This is a genomic window from Acinetobacter sp. FB, from assembly GCF_056033405.1.
In genome coordinates, this window is record NZ_CM148502.1 from 2,570,113 (window position 1) to 2,582,518 (window position 12,406).

General features: G+C 38.5%; 11 protein-coding genes. 3 read left to right on the top strand and 8 right to left on the bottom strand.

Annotated features, from left to right (window positions below; translation table 11 throughout):
• Nucleotides 1-117: 117 nt before the first annotated feature.
• The 6 genes from AC0JIQ_RS12170 to AC0JIQ_RS12195 form a co-directional block, all read right to left on the bottom strand.
• Nucleotides 118-999, bottom strand: coding sequence for a metal-dependent hydrolase (locus tag AC0JIQ_RS12170; RefSeq protein ID WP_346509445.1), 882 nt, complete (start codon nt 997-999; stop codon nt 118-120).
• Between the two features lie 201 nt (nt 1,000-1,200).
• The gene (gene tuf, locus AC0JIQ_RS12175) at nt 1,201-2,391 is read right to left on the bottom strand and encodes an elongation factor Tu (protein ID WP_004913952.1); all 1,191 of its coding nucleotides are present in this window, start codon (nt 2,389-2,391) and stop codon (nt 1,201-1,203) included.
• A gap of 92 nt (nt 2,392-2,483) precedes the next feature.
• Nucleotides 2,484-4,622, bottom strand: coding sequence for an elongation factor G (gene fusA, locus AC0JIQ_RS12180; protein ID WP_075696218.1), 2,139 nt, complete (start codon nt 4,620-4,622; stop codon nt 2,484-2,486).
• A 178-nt stretch (nt 4,623-4,800) separates the two neighbouring features.
• Complete coding sequence (gene rpsG, locus AC0JIQ_RS12185) at nt 4,801-5,271, bottom strand: 30S ribosomal protein S7 (protein ID WP_004638185.1); 471 nt, start codon at nt 5,269-5,271, stop codon at nt 4,801-4,803.
• A 173-nt stretch (nt 5,272-5,444) separates the two neighbouring features.
• Nucleotides 5,445-5,819, bottom strand: a complete 375-nt coding sequence (rpsL, locus tag AC0JIQ_RS12190; RefSeq protein WP_004638184.1) for a 30S ribosomal protein S12 — start codon at nt 5,817-5,819, stop codon at nt 5,445-5,447.
• Nucleotides 5,820-5,989: 170 nt separating this feature from the next.
• A complete protein-coding gene (locus tag AC0JIQ_RS12195; protein WP_474201819.1) occupies nt 5,990-7,339 on the bottom strand; it encodes an EcsC family protein in 1,350 nt (449 codons plus the stop codon).
• A 289-nt stretch (nt 7,340-7,628) separates the two neighbouring features.
• On the opposite strand from AC0JIQ_RS12195, the gene AC0JIQ_RS12200 reads away from it, so the two are divergent.
• Together AC0JIQ_RS12200 and hemJ are read left to right on the top strand one after the other, a co-directional pair.
• Complete coding sequence (locus tag AC0JIQ_RS12200; protein ID WP_004663471.1) at nt 7,629-8,858, top strand: beta-ketoacyl synthase N-terminal-like domain-containing protein; 1,230 nt, start codon at nt 7,629-7,631, stop codon at nt 8,856-8,858.
• A gap of 18 nt (nt 8,859-8,876) precedes the next feature.
• Nucleotides 8,877-9,329 carry a protoporphyrinogen oxidase HemJ gene (hemJ, locus tag AC0JIQ_RS12205; protein ID WP_004805133.1) on the top strand — a complete coding sequence of 151 codons (453 nt, stop codon included), beginning with the start codon at nt 8,877-8,879 and terminating at the stop codon, nt 9,327-9,329.
• 73 nt (nt 9,330-9,402) lie between these two features.
• Here hemJ and AC0JIQ_RS12210 read toward each other — a convergent pair whose 3' ends face one another.
• Entirely contained in the window at nt 9,403-10,638 is a 1,236-nt protein-coding gene (locus AC0JIQ_RS12210) for a diguanylate cyclase (protein ID WP_474201820.1), read from the bottom strand.
• A 460-nt stretch (nt 10,639-11,098) separates the two neighbouring features.
• Between AC0JIQ_RS12210 and AC0JIQ_RS12215 the strand changes: the two genes are divergently transcribed.
• Entirely contained in the window at nt 11,099-11,617 is a 519-nt protein-coding gene (locus AC0JIQ_RS12215; RefSeq protein ID WP_346511892.1) for a hypothetical protein, read from the top strand.
• A 55-nt stretch (nt 11,618-11,672) separates the two neighbouring features.
• Here the strand turns inward: AC0JIQ_RS12215 and AC0JIQ_RS12220 are convergent, their stop codons facing one another.
• Nucleotides 11,673-11,843, bottom strand: a complete 171-nt coding sequence (locus AC0JIQ_RS12220; RefSeq protein ID WP_171249221.1) for a hypothetical protein — start codon at nt 11,841-11,843, stop codon at nt 11,673-11,675.
• Nucleotides 11,844-12,406 lie beyond the last annotated feature (563 nt).

Here is a 12,406-nt window from a genome sequence, read left to right on the forward strand (position 1 = left end):
ATCATCTTAGGACATGTCAGTATGATTTTAAAAAGTCTATTCAATGTAATATTCAAAATAAAAAAAGAGCAATTTTATTGCTCTTTTTACATAGATTTAACTAATGGAGGTTTTAAGTTAAAAACCTAATTTCGCCTTCCAATCTTTAAGTAATTGTACGGTATCTAAATCATTTGGATGAAAACGTGGTCTAAAATAAGCCAACATTTCACCCGCCATACCTGTAATAATCCCTTTTGATGGGCTATAAGCATATTTGTAAATCATGCCTAATTCTTTCAGATTTAGTTTTTTATCTTGTTGAAGCAGACGTAAAGTAAAATAAGATTGAAGAATAAAGATCAAAGCCATAGCAAATACAAGTGCTGTAGTACGTAAACTATATGCTTTCAATCCAGTTCCAAATACTGACTCATAAACATCGTAAGCCACTGCTTTATGTTCATTTTCTTCAACTGCATGCCAGAACCACATATATGACATGGTCTCATCTGTCATTAAATCTTGGATGTGTTTATTGCGTAATAATTCAGAAGCAATCGTTGCAGTAAAATGTTCTAGCGCTGTTGTTGCCGTTAGATCAACCATCTCTCTGGTCATACCAAACGGTTTGACGATTTTTGAAAAATTCTTAAGCGCGAATTGGATATAACGTCCCGTAATCTGCTCTAAAGATCTAACATCATGACCATACTTTTGTGCAGAAGCATTAAAATTTACATGCTCTTGAGTGTGCATTGCTTCTTGACCAATAAAAGCACTGATTTCTTTTTGTAGTTCTGCATTATCTTTAATAGTTGGGTGATAACGTACAGCACGTACAGCATCAATAAATAATTTCTCGCCATCTGGGAATAATGCAGACAAACCAGTCATGAAATGAGTTAAGCCAGCCGAACCATTCATCCAATATTCTGGTACTTGATCAAAATCAAAATTCATACGACGTACTGGAAAACTTGCACCTGCACGATTTGAAATATTTACTTTAGCATTCATGCTGCTGACTCCTTTTAAATGGAAAATTTCCATTTAGTACTTTTGTTCATTTTCTTGTGTTTTATATTACGGTTTTATTGCGATGAATTAAGTGCAGTTTAGGACAGCAAGGTATCAGTTTAGGACACTATTAAGGATAGATTGTCGAACAATAGACATAAAAAAACACCCCAAAGGGTGTTTTTTTATCACTCTAAGCGATTATGCAGTTACTTTAGCAACAACACCAGCACCTACAGTACGACCACCTTCACGGATCGCAAAACGTAGACCTGGGTCCATTGCGATCGGGTGGATTAACTCTACTGACATCTCAACGTTGTCACCAGGCATAACCATTTCTACGCCATCTTGTAATTTGATCGCGCCAGTTACGTCAGTTGTACGGAAGTAGAACTGTGGACGGTAACCGTTAAGGAATGGAGTATGACGACCACCTTCTTCTTTAGAAAGTACGTATACTTCTGCATCGAATTTAGTGTGCGGCTTGATTGTACCTGGTTTAGCAAGTACTTGACCACGTTGTACGTCTTCACGCTTAGTACCACGAAGTAAGATACCACAGTTCTCACCCGCACGACCTTCGTCAAGAAGTTTACGGAACATTTCAACGCCAGTAACTGTAGTCGTTTGAGTATCACGGATACCAACGATTTCAACAGACTCACCAACTTTGATGATACCAGCTTCTACACGACCAGTTACTACTGTACCACGACCAGAGATAGAGAATACGTCTTCGATTGGCATCAAGAATGCTTTATCGATTGCACGCTCTGGTTCAGGGATGTAAGAGTCAAGCGCTTCTACAAGTGCAAGAACAGAAGCTTCGCCGTAAGGGCCGTCGTTACCGTTTAATGCTTGAAGAGCTGAACCACGGATGATTGGAGTGTCATCACCTGGGAAGTCATAAGTAGAAAGAAGTTCACGAACTTCCATTTCTACTAATTCAAGTAATTCTTCATCATCAACAAGGTCACACTTGTTTAAGAATACGATGATGTAAGGTACACCTACCTGACGAGAAAGAAGGATGTGTTCACGAGTTTGTGGCATTGGACCATCAGTCGCAGCACATACAAGGATCGCGCCGTCCATCTGAGCAGCACCAGTAATCATGTTTTTAACATAATCGGCGTGGCCCGGGCAGTCTACGTGAGCGTAGTGACGGATTGGAGAATCGTATTCTACGTGTGAAGTATTAATTGTAATACCACGTGCTTTTTCTTCAGGAGCAGAGTCGATTTGTGAGTAATCTTTCGCTTCACCGCCGTAAGTTTTTGCACAGATAGTTGCAATCGCAGCAGTTAAAGTTGTTTTACCATGGTCAACGTGACCAATTGTACCCACGTTTACGTGTGGTTTATTACGTTCAAACTTGGCTTTAGCCATGATGATCTTCCTTTATAAACTGCTCATGAGGGTCGCTCATGAGCGCTTGGTTTTTAACTAAATTTTAGTTGGGTAATATAGTAATCGAAAGATTACTCGTCGTCACCTTTTTTACCGCCAGCTTGGAACTTAGCGATGATGCCTTCAGCCACGTTACGTGGAGTTTCAGCGTACTTAGCGAATTCCATAGAATAAGTAGCACGACCTTGAGACATAGAACGCATTTGAGTAGCGTAACCAAACATCTCAGCTAATGGAACTTCTGCTTTAATTGCTTTTGTTCCACCAGGAAGATCGTCCATACCTTGAACCATACCACGACGACGGTTTAAGTCACCCATGATATCGCCCATGTAGTCTTCTGGAGTTTCTACTTCAACTTTCATGATAGGTTCAAGAAGAATTGGATCTGCTTTCATGAAACCATCACGGAACGCATAAGAACCAGCCATTTTGAACGACAATTCATCAGAGTCGACATCGTGGTAAGAACCGTCAAAAAGAACAGCTTTAACGCCTACAACTGGGTAACCAGCCAAGACACCATTCTTCATACGCTCTTGAATACCTTTATCAACTGCACCGAAGAATTCTTTTGGTACTACACCACCAACAACTTCTTCAGCGAATTCGTATTCTTTACCAGCAGCTTCAACATCAAGTGGCTCTAAACGAACATATACATGACCGAATTTACCTTTACCACCTGTTTGACGTACGAATTTACCTTCTTGCTCAATAGTTTTCTTAATCGTTTCACGATAAGCAACCATTGGTTTACCGATATTCGCTTCAACACCGAACTCACGTTTCATACGGTCAACGATGATGTCAAGGTGAAGCTCACCCATACCAGCAATAATTGTTTGACCAGATTCTTCGTCAGTACGTACACGGAACGATGGATCTTCTTTCGCCAAACGACCTAAAGCAATTGACATTTTTTCTTGGTCAGCTTTAGTTTTTGGTTCAACAGCCAATGAAATTACTGGCTCAGGGAATTCCATACGCTCAAGTGTAATGATGTTTTTCTCATCACATAATGTATCACCAGTTGTAACGTCTTTAAGACCTACACACGCTGCGATATCACCTGCACGGATTTCATCAAGATCTTGACGCTCGTTCGCATGCATTTGCACGATACGACCGATACGTTCACGCTTAGACTTAACTGGGTTATATACTGGGTCACCTTGTTTAAGAACACCAGAATAAACACGTACGAAAGTTAAGTTACCTACGAATTTGTCGTTCATGATTTTGAACGCAAGCGCAGAGAACGGAGCTTCGTCAGATGCTTCACGAGATGCTTTAGTTTCAGCTTTATCGTCAAGGATACCTTCGATTGCTTTAACTTCTGTTGGCGATGGTAAGAATTCAATCACAGCATCCAACATACGTTGAACACCTTTGTTTTTGAACGCTGAACCACAAAGCATAACTTGGATTTCAGATGCTAATGTACGAGCACGTAAACCTGCAACGATGTCTTCTTTAGAAAGATCACCCTCTTCAAGGTACTTGTCCATTAACTCTTCAGAAGCTTCAGCAGCCGCTTCAACCATGTTAGTACGCCATTCGTTAGCAGTATCAACTAGGTCAGCAGGAATCTCACCATATTCAAACTTCATACCTTGAGATGGTTCATCCCAGATAATCGCTTTCATTTCGATAAGGTCTACAACACCTGCAAATGTATCTTCTGCACCGATTGGTACAACGATAGGTACAGGGTTACCGCCTAAACGAGTTTTAACTTGCTCTACAGCACGGAAGAAGTTTGCACCAGTACGGTCCATCTTGTTCACGAATGCTAAACGAGGCACTTTATATTTGTTAGCTTGACGCCATACAGTTTCAGACTGAGGTTGTACACCACCTACAGCACAGTAAACCATGCAGGCACCGTCAAGAACACGCATAGAACGCTCAACTTCAATTGTGAAGTCAACGTGTCCCGGTGTATCAATTACGTTGATACGGTGTTGTTCGAATTGGTTGCCCATACCAGACCAGAAACAAGTCGTAGCAGCAGAAGTAATGGTAATACCACGCTCTTGCTCTTGTTCCATCCAGTCCATTGTTGCTGCACCGTCGTGTACTTCACCAATTTTGTGAGATACACCTGTGTAGAACAAGATACGTTCAGTTGTAGTTGTTTTACCTGCGTCAATGTGCGCAGAAATACCAATGTTACGGTAACGAGTAATCGGGGTTTGGCGAGCCATGATGTCTTACATTCCTAAATGTTATCTTTAAAACAGGACGCATCAATTAAATTGATGCGCACGAATATCCAAGCAGGCAACTTAAATACCCGCAAAGCTCCCACTTTGATAAAGAGCGATGTTGAATCGAGCTGCTGTACGCATGAATATTCTCCTGATTAGGGACTGTTTTATCCGTTTAGAAACGGTAGTGAGAGAAGGCTTTGTTGGCTTCAGCCATACGATGCACGTCTTCACGTTTTTTGATCGCTGCACCTTTACCTTCAGCTGCATCAAGCAACTCACCAGCAAGACGTAAAGCCATCGTTTTTTCAGAACGCTTAGCAGCAGCATCTACTAACCAACGCATTGCTAAGGCAGTACGACGGGATGGGCGTACTTCCATAGGTACTTGATAAGTAGCACCACCAACACGGCGTGCTTTTACTTCGACCATAGGACGAACTTTTTCAAGAGTAGTCTCGAAAAATTCAACTGGGTCTACTTTATTTTTTTCTTGAACACGCTCTAAAGCACCGTAAACGATACCTTCAGCTACAGATTTTTTACCATCTTGCATTACGTGATTCATGAATTTAGCGATTGTTTGGCTGCTAAATTTTGGATCTGGAAGGATCTCACGAGCAGCGACTACGCGACGTCTTGGCATTTTAATACACCTAATATTATGACACTTCAGGATGACCCAGCAGTTTGTACAAGTGCCATGTACGCTACGCTGGCCTTACTATACGTCGCTTGAATTACAAATCTATGAAGAATTCAAACAAGCGAAACGCTAAAGGGTTGTGGTGTTAATGTTTTCACATTAACTTCCTAGAATTACTTCTTAGGACGTTTAGCACCGTATTTAGAACGTGACTGGTTACGATCTTTAACGCCAGCACAGTCTAAAGAACCACGAACGGTATGGTAACGTACACCTGGTAAGTCTTTAACACGACCACCACGGATAAGCACAACACTGTGCTCTTGTAAGTTATGACCTTCACCACCGATATAGCTTGATACTTCAAAACCAGAAGTTAAGCGAACACGGCAAACCTTACGCATTGCTGAGTTAGGTTTTTTAGGAGTAGTCGTATATACACGTGTACATACACCACGACGTTGTGGACAAGCCTTCAACGCAGGAACTTTTGATTTTTCAATCAAAGTTGTACGACCCTTACGGATCAACTGATTTGTTGTTGCCATTTGGCAATTCTCCCGTTATTAAACAACCTTAAAAAGAAAAACACCTCTTTTTAAGGGCACATAATTGTAAGCTAAGAAGTAAAAATGGTCAACAATGCAAGATAAAGCAACTGTTGACCATTTCTATAATTTTGTTGTTTTATTGATGTCTAAATCACACCAATAAATAATTAACTGTGTTTCGTTGATGCGGGTTCTATATCAATTGTTTTTGGTTCAGTAGATAGTTCAGCTTCATCAGAACTGAGTAATTCATTTGATTGCTCTTTCAAAGCAGGCTGCTGTTCAGTATGTTCGTGCTTGACCACATGCCCTGATGCAAGCTGTTGAATACCCTGCTCAACGTTTTCATTCGTCTGAATTTCTTTGGCAGCATGATCCTTAGATTGCACAGAAACATTGGTAATCACATCATTTTTGCTTTCATCAACACTACTTATTGCATTTGTCGTAGTCTCTGTTGCATTTAACAATCGTGAATTTGGCTTTCTTAATAATGCTTCCGCTTTGTAATAGGCTTCTAAGGGTGAAAGATTTTCATTCGGATATTCATTCAAATAAAAACGAGCTGCCCCGAAAACAGATTGTGCCTTGTGCCCAACATCTTCGAGTAAACGCCAACTATAAAAACCACCTAAAGCAGCACCAGCAACTGGTGTTAATTTACCAATCACAGATGCTTGAGGGATATGATTTAACCACCCCCATTTAAACTGCCCTTCCTCATCAACTAACCATTTCTTTACAAGCTCAACATCGTTGCTCGATCCAAGCAACTGCTGAAACTGTTGTAAGTCATGGGTTTCTAACATCGACTTCAACGCTTTTAATGCAATCAATAATGTTTGTTTTTCAGCAATAATACCCAAATCAATTTCTTTAAAAATAAAGGCAACCACTTCTTGATCTGCCTCATCGGCTAAATCAAACCCGTGAGAGCGACCCGTTTGATAAATTGTTCTTAGTGCTAAAACAATCGAGGCAGGAATATCAACAGCTGCACCCCAAACTCCTGTAGCACCCGTGATAACGCCTTGCACAGCGGCTAATAATTTATTTTGTTCGATTAATGCCTGACTTAAACGTTGAGAACGCCCCGTATCTTGAGTGAGTTCGGTAATATCTTTTACCCCTGCTTCTTCCAGAATCTTTTCTGTAAGTGAAGTATTGGAACTAAATTCATTCAACCACTGAAATAAATAATCAGAAACTTTTTCGCCCATGTCAGGTGAAATGAAAGATGCAACATTATTTACTTTTGTGTAATGGCGACCCAAAAGTTGATGGGACAATTTAGGTAACTGTTGACGTAACATATGTTGTGGGCTTTCGTATTGCTCAATCTCAAATGGGCTTTTAAAACGCGCCTTCCCTTCGATCACATTAGATGAATCTGTAGATCCAGTTGCTAATGTTTTAGGAGCAGTTTGAAGTTTTTGTATTTCTGAACTGAGCTTTTTAGCCACTCCAAAGGCTTGGGTAAATAAACCTGAAGATTGCTTGTTTTTAGATTTTGTCATCAAGTACCTCTGTTCTATAATCTGTGCATCTCTAGGTAAATACTAGGTTGAATGCAAATTTATCTCAACTTTTATCTGTGTTCTTTCATTACCTTTTGTCTCAACTGCATTTATATTTACGAATATTTACACAACTAGAAATAGGCATAAAATTTGCCATAAGAAATAAAAAACCTTTCTGCTATGATGGTGTCATTCACTCATAAGCCATTTAAATCGTTATTTTCTCCTGATTTGTACTTATAGCGATATGCACAAGGCTTCGTATTACCATAAAAGGGATCTGTAAATGAAACGTGTTGTAATCACTGGTATGGGCATTAACTCATGTATCGGTAACTCTTTAGAAGATGTCACTCATTCTTTAAAAAATGGAATCTCAGGAACACGTTTTAATCCAACTTATGCCGAATTAAATTTTAAAAGTCATGTCAGCGCTGCTGCTGAACAGGATTTTGATGGTATTGATCGTAAAATCAAGCGTTTTATGGGTGTATGTGCAATGTATGCTTATAACGCAGCGATTGCAGCGGTAGAACATGCTGGTCTAAAACAAGAGGATCTAGCAAATAACCCTCGTTATGGTATTGCAGGTGGTAGCGGCGGTAACTCAACTGCATCAGTTGCAGAGATGGTTAAGCTATTAGAAGAAAAAGGCGCACGTAAAATTGGCCCTTTCTTTGTTCCCCGTAATATGAGTAATACCATTACTGCCAATGTCGGCGTTGCGCTAAAACTACAAGGTATTGCTCATTCAATTACCAGTGCCTGTGCAACTTCTGCTGATGCAATTGGTTATGCTTACAACTTAATTCAATTGGGTAAGCAAGATCTGATGCTTGCTGGTGGCGGTGAAGAAGATCACTGGTCGCAAAGCTTACTTTTTGATGCAATGGGTGCATTGTGTTCTAAATATAATGATACTCCCGAATCTGCATCTCGCCCTTACTCAGCGGATCGTGATGGTTTTGTTATCGCTGGTGGTGGTGGTTTCGTTATTCTTGAATCACTTGAACATGCACAAGCACGTGGTGCGAACATCTTAGCTGAAGTTGTTGCTTATGCAGCGAACAGCGACGGTGCAGATATGGTTGCACCAAGTGGTGAAGGTGCTACACGCTGTATCATCATGGCATTAGATGAAGCAAAACAACACGGTGTAGAACAAATCGATTATGTCAACACACATGGTACATCAACACCAGCAGGTGACGTGACTGAGCTTAAAGCAATGGAGCGCGCATTTGGTGAAGGACAAGTTCCACCACTTAGTTCAACCAAATCAATGACGGGTCACAGTTTAGGTGCTGCGGGTGTTCAAGAAGCGATTTATTCTGTATTGATGATGCAAAATGACTTTATTGCTCCAAACATCAACGTGACTGAGCTTGATGAAGGCGCACAAGGTTTCGATATTGTACTTGAAAAACGTGATGCAAAACTGAATACTGTGATGAGTAACAGTTTCGGCTTTGGCGGTGTAAACGCCTGCCTTATTTTCAAGAAGTGGGATGCATAATCCCACCTAGGATTATCGATGGATGCACCTTCTGATGCTTTCTTGTGGGTAAAAGCATTACATATTATTGCCGTGGTTTGCTGGTTCGCTGCATTGTTCTACTTACCCCGGCTTTATGTCTACCATGCTATGAGTGAAGATGCCGTTAGTCATCAACGCTTTGAAGTGATGGAACGTAAGTTATATCGAGGAATTATGTGGCCGTCTATGATTGCCACACTCATTACCGCCCACTTTCTAGTTGATTGGGGTGATGCAACCCGACACTACCATGAAGCTTTATGGTTCTATCTTAAAGTCGGTCTGGTGGGTTTATTGGTCATATACCACTTTGTTTGTGGTTATTATCGCAAAAAATTGATTGGTAATGCTCATTACAAATCACACAAGTTTTGGCGTTTTTTTAATGAAATGCCGACTCTCATCCTATTTGCAGTCGTGATCCTTGTTGTTGTGAAACCCCAGTTCTAATTGGGGTTTTTGCTTTTTAATGGATCATCAAATTAAGATTATATATTAGATTTAAAACTATGCTTTTTTAAAATTACCATCGCACTTGATGACGTCCCTTAAATTTTGCTTGATATAGTGCAGAATCTGCTGCTTTGATTAAATCTTCTGCCTGCATCGATTTCAAAGGAATACAGCTGGCAACACCTATACTAACTGAAATATTTTTTGCAACTAAAGAACCTTGATGCGGTATTGCAGCCTTATCAACTATTTTTAATATTTTTTCAGCAATATGGATTGCACCATGTAATCCTGTACTCGGTAATAAAACTATAAACTCTTCCCCACCATAACGAGCGACTAAGTCAGCAGGACGAACCACGGCGGAACATAATGCCAAACTTACTTTTTTGATACACTCGTCTCCAGCCAAATGCCCATAGGTATCGTTATAGAACTTAAAATAATCAATATCGATAAAAATGACAGATAAGCTTGTTTTTTCTCGTAGGCTACGCATCCATTCTTGTAGAAAAATCTGATCAAAATAACGGCGATTCGCTAACCCAGATAAACCATCAATTTGAGCAAGTAATGAAAGTTCATTATTCAGTTCCTCCTGTGCCCCAACCTGCTGTAAAAGTACAACTTGATGCAAAAACAATAATTTGTCCTGCCTTTCCATCAATAGAGAAATCGTTCCGCAAACAATTACTGTTGGGAAAAAATAAAGGTAAACATAAAGATCATAAGAACTTAAGGTTTTATATGCTGTCAGCCAAGCAAGAAAGCCACCCATGACACAAGAAAACATAGATACCATGGCTGTTAAGCGTAAAGCTAGTATATCAATTACAACAATCATGATGGTTGCACCCATATGATATTGTATAAGTTGAATATTTTTAAGTGATAAAGCGATATACAACTTATCCCACAGCACAACAATAATTAACAATCCCAACCAAAGCTGAAAACTTGATGCCAGTTTAGGAATATGTGCAAACACGACACCTGCAAATAAAATAATTGCACAAAGAAAAAAGTGATTGTCCCAAATTATATGGTCGTGACCTTGTAAATTTCGACTGTAAAAAACGTGTGCAATCGTCATTTCTCCAATCAGCATACATAACAGCAGTGGCCAGCCAAATTTTGCAATAGTTGTAAATTGTTTTTGTCGTTCAACTAAAAAGAAAGCGCGTAATTCTTTAGGTAAAAAAATTAAAAACGGAGATCTACTCAAAACTAATTGTGCGTCTGTCAAAGTTTGTTTCTTTAACGTAGTATGAAATGAATTCTGATCCTTCCGAGCTAAAATACTCATGTTAATATCCTGATTTTATTAGAATCAATCCGATTCAGCATAGGTATCTTAAAAAATTAATATTGACTTATCTCTCCATCACAACCGATCGCAGTTTGGTTTTGAAGCCCCTAATGTAAAAATAGACACTCAATTATTTTTATCGAAATATTAAGCATTTTTACAAATAAATGTTAATTATTAGGCATTTTTAACAATCTTTCAATCAATAGTCGAATTTTCAACAACAATTACAACCATTCAAGATCATGTTTTTTAAGAAAAAACAGATGGTAAAATTACTATTAATATGATTATAAAGAGAAAAATGTAATAAATTTCATCTTAAATTTTAATGAACTAAAATCAATAAATTGAATCGCATCGCAACAATTACAAAACTAAGCACAATCAAAAATTGGTTTTCTAATTAAACTATTTGCTATGGTATTAAACAAATCATGAATTGAATTTGAATCAGATGAAATTATTCGAATCATTCCACGCTATTCCCTCTCTGCTCATATCATTTCTGATTGTTTTTCTTAACATGAATGAATTTAAATGGCGTGGCTTAACTGATGGCGAAGTTGCACTCGCTCAATCTGTATTCGGTGATCTGATTAATTATCATGCAGTAAAAATCTTTAATATTCCGTATTTACCGTGGCAACCATTGAATATTTTTATGGCGCCAAACGGCAATCTATTTGTACATAAACAACATTTTTATCAGGATTATTCAAAATGTTCATTAGATCTTCAGGCAATTTTTATTCATGAACTCGCCCACATCTTGCAATTTCAGCAAAAAACCAATGTCATCTTAAAAGGAATGTTGTTACAGACAGGCTACTATCTTAGTTTTAAAAAGTATAATCCCTATCATTATCGCTTTATTCAAGCCAAGCCTTTCACCAGTTACAACATTGAACAACAAGGTGATATTGCACGAGATATTTTTTTAAAGAAAATTCCAAATATTATTTTGAACCAATAAAAAAGCCCTGTGAAGTAAATGACAGGGCTTTTAAGTTAGAAATTCGCAATCTGCTTTATGCAACAGAACCTTTGCGCATTTTAGATTTAAGTTCATGGCGAGTGTCCATATTCGTCGTAAAATCCGTATCTTTGCGTATATCATCCATGATAATTGTACCAATACGCCCCACACCAATTGCCAATCCAAAGGCAATTACTGGAAATAAAATTGTTGAAATCATCATCACTCTAACCTCTTGAATATAAGAAATTCTTAACTGACTGATTAAATCTAAAGTTTATTTGTCTTGCTCTTGAAACATCACAGTACCAATGCGACCCACAACGACAGCTAAACCAAATGCAACTACAGGAAATAATAAAACTGACATATTCGTTACCTCTTCAATTATCAATAAATGTTTATTTACAATTAGGCTTGTTGGTCTTGCTCTTGGAACATTACGGTACCAATACGACCCACAACGACAGCCAAACCGAATGCAACTACAGGAAATAATAAAACTGACATATTCGTTACCTCTTTTTGTATGTTACTCACATACTTGATTTAAATAACAGTGTACATGTGTTCACATTAATTAGGATAATAGCAGTGCACAAATGTACACTCAAGTAATAAATAGATTTACCCGACGAATGGTATAAAAAACAATCATAAAAACATAAGGTATTGAATTTATTTATTTTAAAAATAATGAATCACTCAATAAATTAATCTTTTTTTGCGAATTTTATCGGTGATTGAATAGATCTAGCGTATTAAAAAATCTGTATTTACTGTAAT